This is a genomic window from Streptomyces sp. NBC_01198 (genome assembly GCF_036010485.1).
Lineage (GTDB): Bacteria > Actinomycetota > Actinomycetes > Streptomycetales > Streptomycetaceae > Actinacidiphila.
On sequence record NZ_CP108568.1, the window covers coordinates 3992916 to 4010601 of the forward strand.

The 17686-nt window shown below is 73.9% G+C and carries 13 protein-coding genes and 1 tRNA gene; 8 read left to right on the forward strand and 6 right to left on the reverse strand.

The genetic code is table 11. The features are described from left to right. Positions 1 to 23: 23 nt before the first annotated feature. Together OG702_RS17910 and OG702_RS17915 are read right to left on the reverse strand one after the other, a co-directional pair. A complete protein-coding gene (locus OG702_RS17910; RefSeq protein WP_327289894.1) occupies positions 24 to 3413 on the reverse strand; it encodes an AfsR/SARP family transcriptional regulator in 3390 nt (1129 codons plus the stop codon). A 123-nt stretch (positions 3414 to 3536) separates the two neighbouring features. Beyond that, positions 3537 to 4022 (reverse strand): MarR family winged helix-turn-helix transcriptional regulator, encoded by a 486-nt coding sequence (locus OG702_RS17915; protein WP_327289895.1) that lies wholly within the window; start codon positions 4020 to 4022, stop codon positions 3537 to 3539. An 84-nt stretch (positions 4023 to 4106) separates the two neighbouring features. Here OG702_RS17915 and OG702_RS17920 point away from each other — a divergent pair, with 84 nt between their 5' ends. Next, positions 4107 to 4751, forward strand: coding sequence for an FMN-dependent NADH-azoreductase (locus OG702_RS17920; protein WP_327289896.1), 645 nt, complete (start codon positions 4107 to 4109; stop codon positions 4749 to 4751). Between the two features lie 71 nt (positions 4752 to 4822). On the opposite strand, the gene OG702_RS17925 is transcribed toward OG702_RS17920, so the two are convergent. Both OG702_RS17925 and OG702_RS17930 read right to left on the reverse strand, forming a co-directional pair. Then, positions 4823 to 5047, reverse strand: coding sequence for a tautomerase family protein (locus tag OG702_RS17925; RefSeq protein ID WP_327289897.1), 225 nt, complete (start codon positions 5045 to 5047; stop codon positions 4823 to 4825). Further along, complete coding sequence (locus OG702_RS17930) at positions 5035 to 8976, reverse strand: amino acid adenylation domain-containing protein (RefSeq protein WP_327289898.1); 3942 nt, start codon at positions 8974 to 8976, stop codon at positions 5035 to 5037. Before OG702_RS17930 ends, OG702_RS17925 begins: the two co-directional genes overlap by 13 nt. A gap of 255 nt (positions 8977 to 9231) precedes the next feature. Here OG702_RS17930 and OG702_RS17935 point away from each other — a divergent pair, with 255 nt between their 5' ends. The 6 genes from OG702_RS17935 to OG702_RS17960 are packed head-to-tail and all read left to right on the forward strand — an operon-like array spanning position 9232 to position 15492. After that, entirely contained in the window at positions 9232 to 10248 is a 1017-nt protein-coding gene (locus OG702_RS17935; protein ID WP_327289900.1) for a PLP-dependent cysteine synthase family protein, read from the forward strand. Positions 10249 to 10253: 5 nt separating this feature from the next. After that, positions 10254 to 10844 carry a serine O-acetyltransferase gene (locus OG702_RS17940; RefSeq protein ID WP_327289902.1) on the forward strand — a complete coding sequence of 197 codons (591 nt, stop codon included), beginning with the start codon at positions 10254 to 10256 and terminating at the stop codon, positions 10842 to 10844. Further along, positions 10834 to 12135, forward strand: coding sequence for an ATP-grasp domain-containing protein (locus OG702_RS17945; protein ID WP_327289903.1), 1302 nt, complete (start codon positions 10834 to 10836; stop codon positions 12133 to 12135). The genes OG702_RS17940 and OG702_RS17945 overlap by 11 nt, the downstream gene beginning before the upstream one ends. Continuing rightward, the gene (locus OG702_RS17950; RefSeq protein WP_327289904.1) at positions 12132 to 13553 is read left to right on the forward strand and encodes an ATP-grasp domain-containing protein; all 1422 of its coding nucleotides are present in this window, start codon (positions 12132 to 12134) and stop codon (positions 13551 to 13553) included. The genes OG702_RS17945 and OG702_RS17950 overlap by 4 nt, the downstream gene beginning before the upstream one ends. Further along, complete coding sequence (locus OG702_RS17955) at positions 13550 to 14815, forward strand: MFS transporter (RefSeq protein WP_327289905.1); 1266 nt, start codon at positions 13550 to 13552, stop codon at positions 14813 to 14815. The genes OG702_RS17950 and OG702_RS17955 overlap by 4 nt, the downstream gene beginning before the upstream one ends. 11 nt (positions 14816 to 14826) lie before the next feature. Beyond that, the gene (locus tag OG702_RS17960; RefSeq protein ID WP_327289906.1) at positions 14827 to 15492 is read left to right on the forward strand and encodes a TRM11 family SAM-dependent methyltransferase; all 666 of its coding nucleotides are present in this window, start codon (positions 14827 to 14829) and stop codon (positions 15490 to 15492) included. Positions 15493 to 15526: 34 nt separating this feature from the next. Here the strand turns inward: OG702_RS17960 and OG702_RS17965 are convergent, their stop codons facing one another. After that, positions 15527 to 16402 carry a LuxR family transcriptional regulator gene (locus OG702_RS17965; protein ID WP_327289907.1) on the reverse strand — a complete coding sequence of 292 codons (876 nt, stop codon included), beginning with the start codon at positions 16400 to 16402 and terminating at the stop codon, positions 15527 to 15529. 526 nt (positions 16403 to 16928) lie between these two features. Next, positions 16929 to 17001, reverse strand: a tRNA-Ala gene (locus OG702_RS17970). A 152-nt stretch (positions 17002 to 17153) separates the two neighbouring features. Here OG702_RS17970 and OG702_RS17975 point away from each other — a divergent pair. Further along, positions 17154 to 17672, forward strand: a complete 519-nt coding sequence (locus OG702_RS17975; protein WP_327293274.1) for a DNA-binding protein — start codon at positions 17154 to 17156, stop codon at positions 17670 to 17672. The last annotated feature ends 14 nt before the right edge of the window (positions 17673 to 17686 follow it).

A 17686-nucleotide genomic window follows, 5' to 3' on the forward strand; every position in this document is an offset into this window, starting at 1 on the left:
TGACCGCGGGCGCACCGGCCGGGTCAGCCGCTGGTGACGTACGCGGTGAGGAGGTCCAGGGCCGCGGGGCGGCCCAGGGCGGCGGCCGCTGCGACGGCGGTCTCGTAGTCGTCCTCGCCCAGCGCGGCCCGGGCGGCGGCCGTGGTCGCGTCGGTGTCCGGGCCGGTGGGGCGGCGGCCGCGCAGCGCCTCGGCGGCGCCGAGCAGTGCGGCGGCCTGCCGCGATGCGCAGTCGAGCAGCGCGAGCGCGGCGGCGGCGCCGGCGATGTCGGCAGCGCTCAGCGACAGCTGCAGCACGTCGCGGTCGAAGGTGACGGCTGATCGGAAGCAGTCCCGGGCGGCTTCCGCGTCGCCCTCGGCGACGGCGACCAGGCCGAGCGAGGTCATCACCACCGAGCGGGTGCTGTTGCTGGAGAACCAGCCGGTGGGGCATTCGGCGAGCGCCTGCTCGGCCAGCGCCCTGGCCGCGGGCAGGTCGCCGCGCAGCCGGGCGGTGTCGGCGAGGCAGCGGTGCGCCATCGCCAGCGTCTCGGGCGCACCGGCCCGCCGGGACAGGCTGACCGCCCGCTCGCAGTAGGCGGTGGTGGCGGCGAAGTCACCGGCCCGCAGGCTGTAGGCGGCGCGGTTGGTGAGCAGTTCCGCCATGTCCAGCGCCGAGTCCAGCTCCTCGGCCAGCACCAGCGCCTCGCCGAGGAGGCCGACGGCCTCCTGGAATTCGCCGCGGTGGTCGGCGAGGTCAGCCAGCACGTTCAGGCAGGTGATCATGCCCCAGCGGTCCCCCTGCCGACGGAAGCCGGCCAGCGACCGCTCGCACTCGTGCCGCGCGATACCGGCCTCGCCGCCCACCATCCAGGCCTGGAAGCCGTAGCCGAGGTGCGCCAGCGCGTCGTACCAGGGGTCCTTCCGCCCGGCGAGCAGCGCGTCGATGCCTTCCAGGGTGTTCATCTCCTCGCCCTGCGGCACGCCGGCGAAGGGCGCCCACAGCAAGGTGAGCACCGGGAAGTTCCGGGCGATCCGGTTCATGCCCTCGACGATCCCGGCCGCCGCGGCCACATGCGCGGCGTAGTCGGACGGGTCGGACAGCGCGCTGACGACCGCGAGCACGCACAGCGCGTACTCCTCCTCCAGCCCTTCCGGGGGCGTGGGCCCGAGCGCCGCGAGCACCTGCCGGGCCGGGCCGGCGCCCTCGTAGCGGACTCCGCGCAGCAGCCAGTAGGAGGACAGCGCGGCGATCAGCCGCATGGCCATGGGGAGGTCGCCGGCCGCCAGCGAGCGGTGCAGGGCGGCCTGCAGGTTGTCCCGCTCGTCCGCGAGCAGCCGCAGCCACGCCAACTGCCCGGTGCCGCGCAGATGCGGGTCGGCCCGCAGCGCGAAGTCGAGGAAATACTCGGCGTGCGCGCGGTGGACGGCCGCGGTCTCGCCCGCCTCGGCCAGCCGCTCGGCGCCGTAGGCCCGGATGGATTCGAGCATCCGGTAGCGGAACCGGCCGGCGCCCTCGGTGTGCTGGGCGACCACCAGGGACTTCTCCACCAAGGCGGCCATCAGGTCCAGGACCTCGTCCGTGGCGATGGTGTCGCCGTCGGCGCATACGGCCTCGGCGGCGGCCTGCGTCCAGCCGCCGGCGAAGACCGCGGCCCGGCGCAGCACGGCCCGCTCGTCGTCCGGCAGCAGGTCCCAGCTCCAGTCGACCACGCCGCGCAGCGTCCGCTGCCGCGGCTGGGCGGTCCTGCTGCCCCGGGACAGCAGCCGGAAGAGCGCGTCGGGGCGCACGCCGAGGCTGTACGGGACGCCGTCGTCGGGCAGTGCGCCGAGCCGGGCGGCGATCTCGGTGACGGACAGCGAACGCAGCCGGGCGGCGGCCAGTTCGATGGCCAGCGGCAGCCCGTCGAGAACGGTGCACAGCCGCAGCACGGTGTCGGCGGTCGCGGTGTCGGCCGCCGGGTCGAAGCCCGGGCTGACGGCGGCCGCGCGTTCGGTGAACAGCCGCACGGCGGGGGAGGCTAGCACCTGCTCGGGGTCGGTGCCGGGGCGCGGCAGGCCCAGCGTCGCCACCGGGCACAGCGCCTCACCGGTGATGCCGAGCGCCTCCCTGCTGGTGGCCAGGATCCGCAACCGCGGTGACCCGGTGAGCAGCCGTTCGGCGAACAGCGCCGCGTCGGCCACCACATGCTCGCAGTTGTCCAGCACCAGCAGCAGGGAGCGCTCGGTGAGTGCCGCGGTGATCCGGGCGACCGGGTCGGGACCCGCCGTGGTGCCGCCGGCCGAGCCGTGGCCGACCGCCGGCAGCAGGCCGCCGTCGCGCAGCCCGAGCGCGCCGAGCACCGCCTGCGGGATCTCGGCCCCATCGGTCACCCCGGCCAGTTCCACGAAGCAGGCGTCCTGCGGGTGGCGGCCGGCCGCCTCCACGGCGAGGCGGGTCTTGCCCGCGCCACCGGGGCCGATCAGGGTCACCAGCCGCTGCCGGGCCAACCGGTCGGCGATCAGGTCCAGTTCGTCCGCCCGGCCGACGAAGCTGGTGAGCTGGGCGGGCAGGTCGTGCCGCACGGAGGGTCCGGGCAGTACGGGGTCCGCGCTCGACGGCGAATCGCCCTGCGAACCGGCCCAACGGCCGACGTCCGGCGATGTTTCACGTGGAACATCCCCTACGGGTCCGGTTTCACGTGAAACATCCCGTGGCGCCGCCAGCGGCTCGCCGCGCAGGACGGCCAGGTGGACGGCGGCCAGCTCCGGTCCCGGGTCCGCGCCCAGGGAGTCGGCCAGTTCGCGGCGGGCGTCCTCGTACGCGGCCAGGGCCTCGCTCTGCCGTCCGCTGCCGGACAGCGCCCGCATCAGCTGGCCGCGCAGCCGCTCCCGCAGCGGGTGAGCCGCGACCAGCTCGCCGAGTTCGGCGACGAGGGACCGGTGCCGCCCCAGCGCGAGGTCGGCCTCGATCCGGTCCTCCACCGCGCCGGTCCGCAGCTCGGCCAGCCGGACGGTCTGGGCGGCGGCGAAGGGGGCGTCGCCGACATCGGCCAGCGCAGGCCCGCGCCACAGCGCGAGAGCATCGCGCAACAGCCGGGCGGCGACGCCCGGTTGACCGGAGGTCAGTGCCTCGCGGCCCTGCACGGCGAGCTGCTGGAAGCGGTGGGCGTCGACCTGGCCCGGGTCGACGGCGAGCCGGTAGCCCGCCGGAAGTCCCTCGATCGGCACCGGCAGCACCTGGCGCAGCCGTGAGACCTGCGACTGCACGGCGTTACCCGCACCGGCCGGCGGCCCCTCCCCGTACAGCCCGTCGATCAGCCGCTCACCGCTGACCGGCCGGCCGGCGTCCAGCAGCAGCAGGGCGAGCAGGGCACGCCGTCGCGGCCCGCCCAGCGCCACCTCGGCGCCGTCCGGGCCCAGCGCCTGCGTCGCACCCAGGATGCCGAACCTCACGCGCCGATTGTGTCGCACCGGCGTCGGCGAGGTCTGCCCCGAGATCACCCCGCTGAACGGGCCCCGGGGTCCCCGGACGCGGGCCAGGGCATCAGGGCCGCCGCGGCCCCGGAATCCCGCCGGTCAGCACTCCCCGGGCGGCACTCTGCGCAGGTCGCCCGGGTCGCACGGTGCGGTACCGGAGGAGGCGAGCAGCAGCAGTTCGTAGAGCGCCGCCCGCTGCCCGGCGTCCAGTGCGCTGAGCACCTCGTCCTCGACTCCCGCGAGCGCGAACTCCGCCCTCGCGAGCCGCTTGGCGCCGCGGTCGGTCAGCTGCACGATGTGCCGCCTGCGGTCCTGGGGCGAGCGCTGCCGCTCGATCAGGTCGTCGGCCTCAAGGTCGTTGAGCAGTCCCACCACCGTCGCCCGGTCCATCATCAGCGTCGAGGCGAGGGCCTGCTGCGTACTCCCGTCCCGGTCCCGCAGCACGGTCAGCGCCACCAGATGCCGCGGGCGCAGCCCCAGCGGCTCCAGCACCGACTCGGCGTGCAGGCGCATCCGCCTGGCCAGGTTGTCGAGCAGCGCGCCCGACCGCCTCGGCGGCTGGTTCAACACGGGCAGTGAGGCCATCTGAGCAGTCTATCTGTCCCGCGGGAATCGTGTCGTGGTATAAATCGTTTGGCCTACACAAACCAATTATGAAAGGCCAATGAGATGCCTCACCTGCTGCACATTGACTCCAGCGTCCAGGGCGCCACCTCGGTCAGCCGCCGGCTCACCGCCCGCGCCGCCGCGGCCTGGAAGGCCGCCTATCCGGACGGCACCGTCACCTACCGTGACCTGGGCAAGGACCCGCTGCCGCACATCGTCCCGAGCACCGTCTACTCCGGCGCCGTACCGGTCGAGGACCGCACTTCCGAGCAGGCCGCCTCCTGGGCGCTGAGCCAGGAGGTCTTCGCCGAGGTGCAGGCCGCCGACACCGTGCTGCTGGGGCTGCCCGTCTACAACTTCGGCGCGCCCAGCAGCGTCAAGGCCTGGGTCGACCACCTGATCGCGCTGGGCCTGTCCATCGACCCGGAGACCCACGAGGGCCTGCTCGGCGGCCGCGACTTCGTCGTCCTGGCCACCCGGGGCGGCGGCTACGCCCCCGGCACCCCCCGCGAGGGGTGGGACCACGCCGAGCAGTGGCTCCCGCACGGCGTCGCGATGGCCGGGCTGACCCCGCGCTTCATCACCGCGGAACTGACGCTGGCCAAGGTCAACCCGGCCATGGCCGACCTGATCCCGCTGGCCGACAAGAGCCTCGCGGCGGCGGAGCAGTCCATCGACGCGCTGTGGCCGGCCAGCGCCCTCGCCTGACCGGCAAGGTCACGCGGAACGACGGACCCCGGCCCTCGCCGGGGCCGCCGCCCCCGCGGACCCGCCGCCGGTCAGTACCCGGGAGCCTTGGCCAGTTCGCCGCGGTGAGCGGCGATGGCGGGCTGGTAGACCTCGCTGTCCCAGTCCTCGGGTGGCACCGGGGTCAGGGCGATGGACACCGCGCTCTCGTCGACCTCGAAGGCCTCCTGGACGGCGGCCGTCAGCCGCTCCACCAGCCGGGCCTGCTGGCCGGCGGTGAGCGGCTTCGGGAAGTGCTGGATGGTCACGTGAGGCATGGCAGGGTCCTTGTCCGTAACGGTGCCGGACCGCCGGCGGCGGCCGGCCGGGGGGTGGCGCGGTGCAGCGCCTTGGCCAGCTCGTCGACGCCCGGGTCGCGCAGCGCCCCGTAGTGGTCGGTCTCCAGCTGGACGACGACGGGCGGGGCCGCCGTGCGACCCGGGGTCCGTTCGATGAAGGAGGGCTCGTCGCCGCGGGCCCGGAAGACCGTGACAGGTGCCGAGACCCGGTGCGCGGCCGGGTCGGGGCGGTCGTAGGTGAAGCCGTACGTGCAGCGCACCACATCCACCACCCGGCGGATCAGCGCGGGGTCCAGCTGGGGGAAGCGGCGTTCGATGACCCGCGCGAAGCTCTCCGCGTCGGTGCCCTCGCGCAGGCACTCCTCGACGCCCGGGCCGCTGACCGTGGCGCCGAAGACGGAGAAGAGGATGGTGGTGAAGATAGGGTCGGCGAAGTCGGCCTCCGCCCCGGCGCCCCCCGCCTGCGCCTGCGCGTTCCCGCCCACTCGCGGTGACCCCGGCGCCAGCAGGAACAGCTGGTCCACCCGCTCGCCGGCCTGCTCCAGCCGGCACGCGGTCTCGAAGGCGACCCGCGCGCCGAAGGAGTAGCCCCACAGCGTGTAGGGCCCGGCCGGCTGGCGGCGCCGCAGCGTCTCGACGTCGGCGGCGGCCATCTCCTCAAGGGAGGGGAAGGGCGTCTCGCCGGCGTTGATGCCGTACGACTGGACGCCGTATACCGGCCGCTCGCCCGGCGCGCGGGCGGCGAGCAGCCGCAGGTTCATGGTGAAGCCGCCGAGCCCGGGCCAGCAGAAGACCGGCGGCCCGCCGCCCTCGGCCCGCAGCGGTGCGAGCCGCGAGGCCGTGACGGCGGCCCGCGCGCTCACCGCCTCCGCGAGCTTGGCCACCGTGGTCGCCTCGAACATCAGCTGCGGCGGCAGGCTGCAGCCGAAGGCCTCGTTGATCTGCTTGACGAGCGCGACCGCGATCAGCGAATTGCCGCCGAGCTGGAAGAAGTCGTCGTGCACGGAGACCGAGTCGCGCCGCATCGCGGCCTTCCACAGCCCGCACAGCCGCGCCTCGACCCGGTTGCGCGGCTCCACCACCGGGCGGGCCCGGGCCGCCGTCCGGTCGACGTAGGCCTCCAGTGCCCTGGTGTCGACCTTGCCGTTGGGGGTGTGCGGCAGCCGCGGCAGCACCAGGATCTGGCCGGGGAGCATGAAGTCGGGCAGCGAGGAGACCAGGTCCTCCCTGATCAGCTCCGCCGGACCCTTCATGTGCACCTGGTCCTCGTACATGCCCTCGTGGCGCAGCTGCTCCTCGCTGACCGCGCCGCCGACGAAGAAGTACGAGTGCCCGGTGCGCTGCCCGGCGGCCCGCAGGATCGCCGCCATCCGGCGGGCGGCCGGCAGGTCGTCACCGGTGCGCGAGCTGTAGCCGGCCGACATGAACCCCAGCCGGCCGGTGTTCATCATCAGGTGCTGCAGCCCGCGGCCCAGGTCCAGATAGCTCAGCGGTCCCCGCTCCCGCGTCGCGTCGGGGCTGACCAGCGTGATCCCGAAGGCGGACCGCTGGTAGACGGCCTGGTTGATGGCGATCACATGGCGCTTGAGCACCAGCTCGTCACTGACCCGGTGCAGGCCGCCGTCCCGGTAGCGGTACTGCCCGCTGGGCAGCCCGGCCTCGCTGCCCGGGTGGAACTGCACGTAGATGTCGAGGGAGGTGTGCGCCGGCGGCTCGGCGTGCGCCGGGGTCCAGGGCACCAGCTCGAAGGAGCCCAGGTAGTGGTCGTCCTCGGCGCAGCCGAGCTGCCGCAGCCGGCCGGTGTCATGGGCCGCCTCGGCGAGCGCGAGCCCGTGCGCGGGCAGCACCTCGTCGAAGAGGCCTGCCATGTGTCCCGCCTCGATCTCCAGGACCTCCCGGATGTTCTTCTTGTACACCGGCTCGATCGCGGATCTGCGGCCGACGAAGTGCACCAGCGCCCGCGGCCCGCCGTCCGCCCCCGCCGGGTGGATCAGCACCAGCTCGTGGTTCGCCGGGTGGTAGTAGTAACTGCCCGGCGCCAGGCCCGCGACACCGGCCAGCTCCACGTAGAGCTGCGTCGCGTAGAGGGAGCCGGGGGAGGCGTAGGCGTACTTCGGCAGTAATCGCTCGCCGCTGAAATGCTGGCCGAAGTTCCGCAGGATGGCGCCGAGTTCGTCCAGCCCCAGCTCCTGCGGGCGGCGCGGCCCGGCGGCCTCGGTACGCCGTCCGAGGGCCGCCAGCACGTCCGCAACGTCCAGCCGGTCGCCCTCGTAGAAGCGGTAGGTCTTGCGGGCGAAGGCCCGGCGCCGCTGCTCGGGGCCCGCGGTCGCGCCGGGCAGGCGGGTCACCGGGCGGCCCGCAAGATCGGCCGCGTCCCTGACGCCGGGATTCGACAGCTGGGCCCTGACCTGGAGCTTCGAGGACTTCGACACATGGTGGTCGGCGTGCTCGCCCTGGTCCATCAACGCGGCCTCGCGCGGGCTCAGTTCGATGCACGCGACCAGATTCTGGGTGCGGGTGCGCGGGTCGGTGCGCAGCAGCACGGCGGCGTTGCGCACCCAGTCGTGCGCCTCGATGGCCAGCCGTATCTCGTCCAGCTCGATCCGGAAGCCGCGCAGCTTGACCTGGTTGTCGGCACGGCCGGCGAACTGGGCGGTGCCGTCGGGGTTCCAGTGCGCCAGGTCGCCGGTGCGGTAGCGGCGCTCGTGGCCCGGCTCGCAGGCCGCCGCGCCCACACCGGTGTTGGGCGGGAAGTGCTCGGCGGTCAGCTCCGGCCTGTGCAGGTAGCCGCGGGCCAGCTGGATCCCGCTGATGTGCAGCTCGCCGGTCCCGCCGGGCGCCACCGGGCGGCCCCGGCCGTCCAGGATGTAGTAGCGCAGGCCCGGCAGGGGCGCCCCGATCGGCAGCGCGCCAGGACCCTCGCCGAGCGCGCCGGGATCGACCACGTAGGCGGACGTGTTGATCGTGCACTCGGTCGGGCCGTAGAGGTTCACCAGCGCCGTCCCCGGCAGCGCCCGGGTCAGTTTCCGTGCGAGCGCCCGGGACAGCGCCTCGCCGCCGCTGAAGAGGTGGGTCAGCGAGGTGCAGCGGTGGAGTTCGTCGGTGTCGACCAGAGCCTGCAGCAGCGTCGGCACGCACTGCAGCGTCGTGACGTGGTGCCGGGTGACGGCCTCGACGACGCGCGTGGGGTCGCGGTGGATGCCGCCGGACCCGACCACGACCCTGCTGCCGTACGCGGGGGCCAGGATCTCCCACTGGGCGGCGTCGAAGCTGATCGGCGTCTTCTGCAGCACGGTCGTCCGCGCGCCGAGCCCGAAGGTGGCGGCGAGCCAGCGCATCTGGTGCGCGATGGCGCGGTGCTCGATCGTCACGCCCTTGGGCCGGCCGGTGCTGCCCGAGGTGTAGATGATGTAGGCCAGGTCCGCCGGGCCCGGGCCGGCCGGCAGGGCGGCCCCGTCCGGTTCCGCCTCCGCCGCGCGTCCCTTCACGAAGTCCGCGACGTCCTCGACGGTGATGACGGCGGTCGTCGCCGGGAGCAGGTCCACCAGCCTCTTCCGCAGCGGCAGTTGGGTGAGTACCACCGACAGCCGGGCGTCCTGCGCGATGTGCCGGATGCGCTCCTCCGGATAGTCCGGCGAGAGCGGCAGATAGGCGCCGCCCGAGCGCAGCACCCCCCAGGCGCCGGTCATCAGGTCCAGCGAGGGTTCGACGAAGAGGCCGACGCCCGCGTCCGCGCCGATGCCCAGGTGGTGCAGGTAGCGCGCCACGTCGTCCGCCCGGTCGGCCAGTTCGCGGAAGGTCAGCGACTCGCCCTCGTGGACCACGGCGATCGCGCCGGGCCGGGCGAGTGCCTGGGTCGCCAGCAGTTCGGGCAGGCCTGTCGCGGCGGCGTCCGGGCTCTTCGTCACACGTACCCCCGTAGTCGGATGGGGCCTCGGCCTCGTGCTCGAACGTACGGATTCACCCCCCGCCCCGCGCCGCGCGGCACCCCCGCAATCCATGCACTGCGGCAACCCGAACCATGGGCGGCGTGGCCAACGGCGCGGCAGGAGCGGCAGGTTTTGGACGAGCACGTGCCCACCGGAGCGCACGGAAACCGGTGGCCCCGGCGGCAGCGGTGACGCCGGTGACGCGTGTCGAGCGGAAGCGATCCGGAGGGCCCCGTGACCGAACCATCCACCGGCAACGTCGTCAGCTCGCTCGACGAACTCGTGGGCAACACGCCGATGCTGCGGCTGCGCCTGCCCGGTCTGCCCGCGGGCGCGAACGTGCTGGCCAAGCTGGAGGCGGCCAACCCGCTGTCCAGCATCAAGGACCGCGCCGCGCTGTTCATGCTGCGCGCCGCCGAGGAGTCCGGCGCCCTGCGGCCCGGCGGGACGGTCATCGAGTCGACCTCGGGCAACACCGGTATCGCGCTGGCCGCGCTGGCCGCCGCCCGCGGCTACGGCTGCCGGATCGTGCTGCCAGACAACGCCTCGCGGGAACGGCTGCTGACGCTGCGCATGCTCGGCGCCGAGGTCGAGTTCACCGACCACACCCTCGGCTTCGCCGCCTGCGTGGAGCGCGCGGAGAAGCTGCACGCCGGGACCGACGGCTCCTGGTACGCCGGCCAGCACGTCAACGCCGACAACGTACGGGCCCACTACGAGACGACCGGCCCGGAGATCTGGCGGGACACCGGCGGCCGGGTCGACCACCTGGTGTGCACGGTCGGCACCGGCGGCACCCTGACCGGCATCGCCCACTTCCTGCGCGAGCGCAACCCGCGCCTGCGGGTCGTGGCCGTCGAGCCCGCGGGCTCGCCGCTGCTGTCCGGCGGCGACCCGGGACCGCACCGCATCCCCGGGCTGAACGGCGGATTCACCAGCCCGGTCACCGACGTCGCGGTGATCGACGAGGTGATCGTGGTCGAGGACGCGGACGCGGCGGCCACCACCCGGGCCATCGCCGCCGCCACCGGACTGCTGGTCGGCGTGTCCTCCGGCGCGGCCGCGTACGGCTGTGTCGAGCTGGCCCGCCGCCACGACCTGGACGGTGCCACCGTCGTCACGGTCTTCCCCGACACCGGGGAGCGCTACCTCAGCTGGTGGTCGGACGCGCCGGCGCCGGTGGCCGCCCAGGCCTCCGTGGACGCCCAGCCCCCGCTCGGCGCCGGTGCCGCCGCGCGCCCGGCCGGCTGACGGGGGTGCGCACCCTGCCCGCCTGGCGCCGGCGGATCGGCGAGACGCTCGACGTCATCGTGACCCGCGACCCCTCGGTCCGCTCCCGTACCGAGGCGCTGCTGCATCCGACCGTGCTGGCCCTGGTCGGCCACCGCACCGGCAGCTTCCTCCACCGCCACGGCCGCTGCCTGACCGCGCGCCTGGTGTGCACCGCCACCAAGGTGCTCACCGGCGGCATCGACATCCACCCGGGCGCGCGGATCGGCCGGCGGTTCTTCGTCGACCACGGCAGCGGGGTGGTGGTCGGCGAGACCGCCGTCATCGGTGACGACGTGTCGCTGTTCCACCAGGTCACCCTGGGCTCGGTCGGCTGGTGGCACGAGCGGGAGCACCCCGGTCCCGGCGGCCGCCGCCATCCGGTGCTCGGCAACGGAGTGACGGTGGGTGCTGGCGCGACCCTGCTCGGACCCATCACCATCGGTGACGACGCGCTGATCGGCGCGATGTCCCTGGTGCTCGGCGATGTGCCCAAGGGGGTGCACGTACGCGCCCCGCAGGCGGTCGTCGCGCAGCATCCCCACCGGAACGGATCGGAACGGACCCATGAATCCTGAGCGTTCACTGCTGCTCGTCGGCGCCACCGACGAGACCGTCGCCAAGGCCAAGCAACTGGGCCTGCACGTCCTGCTGCTGCAGCACCCGACCAAGGTCACCGCCGAGCAGGAGCGGCTCGCCGACCACCTGGAGGTCGTGGACTACACGCGCTGGGACCTGGTGGAGCCGATAGCGTCGCGACTGCACGACTCCCCCGGCTTCGCCGCCGCCACCTCGATCACCGAACCCGGCCTGGAGAACGCCGCCCGCGTCAACGACCTGTTAGGGCTGGGCGGCACCGGCTGGGAGGTGGCCCGCCGCTTCCGCGACAAGGCGGTGATGCGCGAGCACCTGGCGGCCCTGGACCCGGACGCCGTCGGTGCCCGGACGCTGGCCGCGCGGGCCGACCTGGACGACTTCGGCGAGCGGTACGGCTACCCCTTCATCGTCAAGCCGACCGACGCCACCGCGAGCATCGGCGTGCAGCGCCTCGACGGCCCCGCCGACGCCGACCGGGTCTGGGCCGAGGTGCGCCGGCTGTCGGGCACCAGGACCGACCGGGTCTCGACGCTGATGCTGCTGCGGGACTTCCTGATGGAGGAGTATCTGGACGGCCCGGAATACAGCGTCGAGTCCTTCAGCGCCGCCGGCCGCCACGTGGTCATCGCCGTCACCGAGAAGTTCACCGACCCCGCGCACTTCGCCGAGCTCGGGCACGCGGTCCCCGCCCGGCTCCCCCCGGCGGTCGAGGAGCGGGTGCGCGCGGCCGTCACCGGCTTCCTCGACCGGCTCGGCGTCAGGGACGGCGTCTGCCACACCGAGATCCGCGTCGGCGCCCGCGGCCCCCGCGTCATCGAGAGCCACAACCGGATCGCCGGCGACGCCATCCCCGACCTGGTGCACAGCGTCTACGGCATCGACACCGTCACGCTCGCCCTCGCCGCCCCCTTCGGGCTGGCGCCGCGGCTCCCCGACCGGCCTGAACCGCACGGCGGCGCCGCCGTACGCTCCCTGGTCGGCTCGCCGGGCGACACCGTCGAGTCGGTCGACGGCGTGTCCGAGGCGCAGGCGCTGGACGACGTGCTGGCGGTACGTGTCAGCGCCAAGCCGGGCGAGACCGTACGCCCGCTGCGGGACAACTGGGACCGGCTGGGCCTGGTCGCGGTGACCGGCGCGGACACCACCGCGGCCGTCGCGCGCGGGGCCGAAATCATCGCCGACGTGGTGCGGGTCCTGCTGAAGGATCCCGGCGGCCGGCCGGGCGTCGCCCGGGTCGCCGCGGTCAGCGACCGGACGGTGATCAGCGCATGAGCGTCCTGATCCTGCACCGCAACCCCTTCGCCGCCTTCCCCTACCGCCAGTGGCTGGACGGCCTGGCCCCCGGGCTCGACGCCGGCACGCCGTACGCGGGTGACATCGTCGTCCTCGCCGCCCGCGACAAGGTCGAGCTGGCCGGTGAGGAGGTCCCCGGCGACGCCGGCCACGGCTTCTCCCACCTGGAGGTCTTCGACACCCTGGACGACGCGGCGGTCCCGGCCCGGGCGCTCGCCCTCGCCGAGCAGTACGGCGTCACCCATGTCGTCGCCCACCACGAGGCGGACGTCGTCCTCGCCGCCTCCCTGCGCGAACGCCTCGGCCTGGACGGCGCCTGGAGCGCCGACATCACGCCCTTCCGCGACAAGCTGCTGATGAAGCAGCTGGCCGTGCGGGCCGGCATCGAGGTCGCCCCGCACGCCGCGCCCGCCACCGCCGAGCAGGTCCGCGACTTCGCCGCGGAGCACGACTTCCCGGTCGTGCTCAAGGACCGCTCCGGCTACAACTCCATCGGCCTGCGCATCATCGCCGACAAGGAGGAGCTGGACCTGCGACTGGCGCAGGCCTACGGCGACGGTTCGCGGGAGGACCTGCTCGTCGAGGCGTACGTCCCCGGGCGGATGTGCCACGTCGACGGCCTGGTGGTGGACGGCAGGACGGTGGCCGCCTGGCCCTCCCAGTACCAGTACGAGCTGGCCTCCTTCGGCGCCGACCCCGGCCCGCGTGTCGACCTGACACTCGACCTGGACGACCCGCTCACCCCGCGGCTGCTCGCGCTGGTCGAGGCGACCCTGGCCGCCCTGAAGCCGGCCGGCTCCCGGCTGCGCACGCACGCCTTCCACGCGGAGGTCTTCCACACCCCCGACGACCGCCTGGTGCTGTGCGAGATCGCCGGCCGCTCGGGCGGCGCCAAGATCCGCGAGGTCTTCGAGACGCTCTTCGGCATCCAGCTCGCGGTCCAGGTGACCCGCGCGGAGGCCGGCCTCCCGCTGCCGTCGGTCGAGGGCCCCACGGACGAGGCGGGCCTGTTACGGCCGCGCTGCATGTCGGGGCAGGTACTCACGATGAAGCGGCCCGGCCTGGTGCGGTCGCTGCCCGCCGTCCCTGCGGACGCCTGGGTGCGGGGCTTCTGGCTCTTCGCCGAGGAGGGCCAGGTCATCGCGCCGGCCGCCGGCTCGGCGGACTTCCTGACCGCGGCGGTGGGTTCGGCGCCCACCCGGGTGGAGTGCGAGGCGAGGCTCCGCGACCTGGGCGACCGCGTCATCGCGGCGACGGTGATCGAGCCGCGGCCCGAGGGTGCCGGGGCGGCGCCCGGGGGTGCCGGGGCGGCGCCCGGGGGTGCCCCGCCGCTGCCTCGGGGTGCCGCGCCGGCGTCGCACGAGGAGGGCGCAGCCCGGCCGGCGGATGCCTCATGACGCAGACACCGTCGTCCGTGCGCGTCAAGTACATGCTGGGCATGGTCGTCGACGCGACCGGCAGCGGGATGTACCTGCCCCTGTCGCTGCTCTACTTCCACCACGTCACCGGCCTGCCGCTCACCCAGGTCGGCGTGATCGTGACGACCGCGTCGGTGATCGGCCTGATCAGCAACCCGGTCGCCGGCATCCTCATCGACCGCTTCAGCGCCCGCGCCGTCCTGGTCGGCGGTTACGTGCTGCGCGCCGCGGCCTTCTGCACGTATCCCCTGGTGCACAACGGCGTGGTGATGTTCGCCGTCGTGCTGCCGGTCGCCCTCGGCGACACCTCCTACCCGCCGTCCATCCAGTCCTTCGTCGCGGAGATCGTGCGCGGCACCGACCGGGACAAGCTGCTCGCCCTGCAACGCAGCCTGCGCAACGCCGGGATGGGCGTGGGCGGCCTGCTCGCGGGCGCGGCCCTGGCCGTCGGCGACTCCGGCTACTACGTCGTGGTGCTCGGCGCGGCCGCCGGCTACCTGCTCTCGGCCGCCCTGCTCAGTACGATCCGCCCCGGCGCCCCCGCCCAGCCGGCCGGCGAGCGGGCGTCCCGCAAGGGCGGTTACCGGATGGTGGCGCGCAACCGCCCCTTCCTGAGCCTGACGCTGCTCAACATCCCCACCGCCTTCGGCTACATGGTCCTTTCGGTGGCACTGCCGGTCTACCTCACCCGTCAACTGGACGCGCCGGTCTCGCTGGTGGGCGTCCTCTACGCGGTCAACACCGTCGGCATCGCGGTGCTGCAGATCCCGGTCAGCCGGGTGCTGGTGAGATACCGCAGGACCCGGGCGGTGGCCCTCGGAGCAGGCATCTTCGCGCTGTCCTTCGTCACCTTCGCGGTGCTCGGCAGCCTGTCGAGCGGCGCCGCGCTGATCGCCGGGGTCTTCGCCGCGACCGCCACCTTCACCGCCGGCGAGCTGCTGCACGGCGCCATGGCCTCCGCGCTGGTCGCCCAGGCCGCGCCCGAGGAGACCCGCGGCCGGCACCTGTCGGTCTACCAGCTGTCGTGGGCGGTCCCCATCGCGCTGGCACCGACCGTACTGACCGCGCTGCTGTCGCTGTCGGCCACCGGGATGTGGCTGCTGCTCGCCGCGGGCACGGCGGGCTCCGCGCTGGGCGTGCTGCGCCTGGAGCGCACGCTGCCGCCGGCCGCGGTGCACCCGGTGCTGCCCGCTGCAGAACCCGCTCTGACCACCACCAGTACCGCACGAGAGGTTGCGTGACCGTCATGGGGATGTCCAGTTGGCGTGTACTCGGCGCGGAGGACCCGGAGTTCGCCCAGGAGGAGGTCGCGAGCCAGGGCGGTCTCGTCAGCCAGTTGCGGCCGCTGATCGCCGAGTTGAGCAAGCCGGGGGACCTGGTCTTCGACCCGTTCGCCGGCTGGGGCACGACCCTGGTGGCCTGCGCGGCCGAAGGGCGGCGCGGGGTCGGCATCGAGGTCAACCCGGCCCGCGCGGCGGAGGCCGGGCAGCGCGTCGCCCGCTTCCCCGAGCAGCGCATGCTCTGCGGCGACGCCCGCAGGCCGCCGCTCGACCCGGACACCGTGGACCTGGTCCTGTGCGACCTGCCCTACTTCGGCACCGACCTGGACCTCGACGCGCCCGACCCCGGCCAGCTGTACGCGCTGCGCGACTACGACGCCTACCTGGCCGCGCTCGACGAGGCCTTCACCGCCGTCGCCCGGGTGATGCGGCCGGGCGCGTACGCGGTCGTCGCCGTCCAGAACCGCCGGATCGCGGACCGGTTCGTCCCGCTTGCCTGGGACGCGGCCCGGGTGCTCGGCCGCCATCTGACCCTGGGGGACGAGCGCGTCCACCTCTACGACTGGCCGGTCAAGGACGGCGACGACCCGATGCGGACGAACCGGTCGCACGAGTACCTGCTGATGGCCAGGAAGTGAGCCACCCGCGGGGCCACCCGTGGAGCCGCCGCGCTCAGACGGCCTCGCCGTCGGCCGGGACGGTCACGGCCGAGGCGGCGTCCGCCAGGGACTCCGCCTCGGTGCGGGCCATCCGGTAGCCGAGCTGGAAGCGGTGCTGGGCGCCGTACTGCTCGCGCAGCACCGCGATGTGCCCCTGCACGGACCGCAGGCTCATGCCGAGGCGGCGGGCGATGGCCTTGTCGGAACGCCCCTCGATCAGCAGCGCCTTGATGGCCTGCCGCATGTCCGGCACGACCTCGCCCGCGGCGTCTGCGGCCCGCACCGGACGGAACGGGAACCGCTCGGCCCGCACCCACGCCCGCTCGAAGACGTCACCGAGGAAGGCGACGACGGCCCGGTCCCGGATCAGCGCGGCGCTGTCCAGGCGTTCGCCGCCCGGGATCAGGGCGATCGCGCCGTCCACGATGATCAGCGGGTCGAAGAACTCCGGCAGCGTACGCACCTCGACGCCGTGCGCCAGCACCTTCTGCACGTACTTCTTGGCCGGCTCGGAGAAGCGGGCGCTGTGCTGGAACAGCGTCCGCATCGCCACCCCGCGCGCCAGCGGCCCGCGCACCGTCGCGAAGGCCTCCTCCAGCGTGCCGCCGGCCCCCGGTCCGTCCGGCTGCGCGCTGAGAATCTCCCGCTCCGCCCGCCACAGCACCTCCCCGACCGCCTCCCGCACGGCCCCCCGCCCCTCGACGTACCGGATCCGCCCCCGCGCCTCCCCCGCCTCGCCGTCCCCGCCCTCGGCGAGGACCAGTCGGACCGCGGTCTGCGTGGCGTACCGCTCGAGGCTGCTGAGGGTGTCGGCGATCCGCAGCAGCGACTCCAGCGATAAGTTGACGGGCGTCGCGCCCCCTTGCGTCGATGTACTGCCTGCGCTCATGACATCGTCCTTTACCTGGATTTCCTCCTGGTCACGGTGCCGCGGCCACGGGCGCGTCCCCCCTCCCCGCCCCCCGGACCCCCTTCCCCCGGCCAGGCCCCCGCCGGCCCCGCGCACACCGATGCCGTTATGCCACACCCCACCCGCCCCGGCTTCTTCCCGGTTGCCCTCCACCGGGTCCCTCGCGCCGCGACCGCCCTCCAGAGCCCGCACCACGCGGACCGGCACCCACGGATCAGTGCTCACGTCCCGCCCACCGGAGTCCGGCAGGCGGGACGGCTCCCGTGGTCAGAACGAGTTCGCGTCGATCCAGCCGTCACCCATCGGGTCCTGCATGACCTCGCACATCGCGATGTTGTACGACCCCGTCGCGGTGGCGCTGCTGATGACCTTGCCCCGCGGGATCCCGGCGGCAGTGACTCGCGAACGCGAGCCGCAGGCTGATGCGTGCGGAATGCGTGCCGCAGGCCAGTGGCCTCCTCACCCTGACCGGGTGAGGAGGCCACTGGCCTGCGAAGAACACGAGTGGAGCCTAGGAGATTCGAACTCCTGACATCTGCCTTGCAAAGGCAGCGCTCTACCAACTGAGCTAAGGCCCCGCGTCGGAAACAGCGTACCGGGTCGGGTGGCGTGGGCCGAAACGGGATTGCGGGCGCCTAGGATGGTTTGCGGATTCGCAGGCGCAAATTTGGGGGGCGGTATGAACGGCTCGGGACAGGGCGGCTCGGGGCAGGACGCCGTGGACCGGGCGATGGAGGCCAGGGAGCTGCAGCGGGGGTGGTACGGGGAGCCGTTGGGGGAGTTGTTCCAGCGGCTGATCGGGGATCTGGGGCTCAATCAGGCGCGGCTGGCCGCGGTGCTCGGGCTGTCGGCGCCGATGCTGTCGCAACTCAAGAGCGGGCAGCGGGCCAAGATCGGCAACCCGGCGGTGGTGCAGCGGCTGCAGGCGCTGCAGGAGCTGGCGTGGCAGGTGGCCGAGGGGCGTACCGGGGCGCTGGAGGCGGCGGCCAGGATGGACGAGATCCGCGAGTCGGCGGGGTCCTCGGTGCTCGGCACGACCTCGCATCCGGCGGCCGCGGCAGCGGTCGCGCCCCGGCAGGTGGTGCGGGGCATCCAGGAGGTGCTGCGGTCGGTCGCGTCGGCCGAGGAGATCGAGCAGGCCGCCCACTCCCTCGCGCGGAGCCATCCCCACCTGGCAGAGTTCCTTCGTGTGTACGGCGCCGGGCGGACGAGTGAGGCCGTGGCCCACTACGAGGCGCACCGGGACTGACGTCAGCTGGACAG

Excerpts from the sequence above, each read along its gene's own strand:
- OG702_RS17975 (WP_327293274.1), top strand. The coding sequence starts at position 17,154 with ATGGAGGCCAGGGAGCTGCAGCGGGGGTGGTACGGGGAGCCGTTGGGG.
- OG702_RS17920 (WP_327289896.1), top strand. The coding sequence starts at position 4,107 with ATGCCTCACCTGCTGCACATTGACTCCAGCGTCCAGGGCGCCACCTCG.
- OG702_RS17915 (WP_327289895.1), bottom strand. The coding sequence starts at position 4,022 with ATGGCCTCACTGCCCGTGTTGAACCAGCCGCCGAGGCGGTCGGGCGCG.
- OG702_RS17965 (WP_327289907.1), bottom strand. The coding sequence starts at position 16,402 with ATGAGCGCAGGCAGTACATCGACGCAAGGGGGCGCGACGCCCGTCAAC.
- OG702_RS17925 (WP_327289897.1), bottom strand. The coding sequence starts at position 5,047 with ATGCCTCACGTGACCATCCAGCACTTCCCGAAGCCGCTCACCGCCGGC.
- OG702_RS17955 (WP_327289905.1), top strand. The coding sequence starts at position 13,550 with ATGACGCAGACACCGTCGTCCGTGCGCGTCAAGTACATGCTGGGCATG.
- OG702_RS17950 (WP_327289904.1), top strand. The coding sequence starts at position 12,132 with ATGAGCGTCCTGATCCTGCACCGCAACCCCTTCGCCGCCTTCCCCTAC.
- OG702_RS17960 (WP_327289906.1), top strand. The coding sequence starts at position 14,827 with ATGTCCAGTTGGCGTGTACTCGGCGCGGAGGACCCGGAGTTCGCCCAG.
- OG702_RS17945 (WP_327289903.1), top strand. The coding sequence starts at position 10,834 with ATGAATCCTGAGCGTTCACTGCTGCTCGTCGGCGCCACCGACGAGACC.